At 41.7% G+C, this 496-nt stretch carries 1 protein-coding gene; it reads left to right on the top strand.

The window, feature by feature from the left end; all coding sequences use genetic code 11:
* Nucleotides 1-25: 25 nt before the first annotated feature.
* The coding region (locus tag FV233_RS29835; RefSeq protein ID WP_246690151.1) for an acyltransferase family protein at nt 26-496 on the top strand (471 nt) is incomplete at its 3' end.

Raw genomic sequence — 496 nt, forward strand, 5'->3', positions numbered from 1 at the left:
AGATCCATTTTTAAAAAATGAACCGTTGTGGTCGCTTTCTTACGAATTTTTCTTCTACGCGATTTTTCCAGCTGTTTTATATCTCGGAAGCCGCAGACCCATCTTAACAAACCACGTGATTGGCTTTTTTTGTTGTTGCTCGTACATGTGGTATTCGTACTCTCCAGGACATTTCTCGCTAGTGATGTCTTACTTTCTTATCTGGTGGACTGGCGCTATGGCCGCCAAGTCATATTTAGATGGCTTCTGTTCATTTTCTAAAATCGGATCCGCGGTTGGTTGGCTTTTTGCACTTTTTTGTATTTCATTGATAATCGTTGCGAAGCATGGGTTCCAAGGGTTTCATCAGTATCCTTTTCTGCAAGCACGCCATTTTGGTTGTGCCTTATTTCTATTGGCCGTGGGGATCAGTCCTTTTGGTGAAACGCTCTCGCGCAAAATCAAGGTCTGGCGTATATCTTTAAGTTATGTTGCTTCAATTTCATACGGTTTATAC

Origin of the sequence: Methylobacterium sp. WL7, from assembly GCF_008040085.1 — a bacterium.
In the GTDB taxonomy this organism is placed as follows: domain Bacteria; phylum Pseudomonadota; class Alphaproteobacteria; order Rhizobiales; family Beijerinckiaceae; genus Methylobacterium; species Methylobacterium mesophilicum.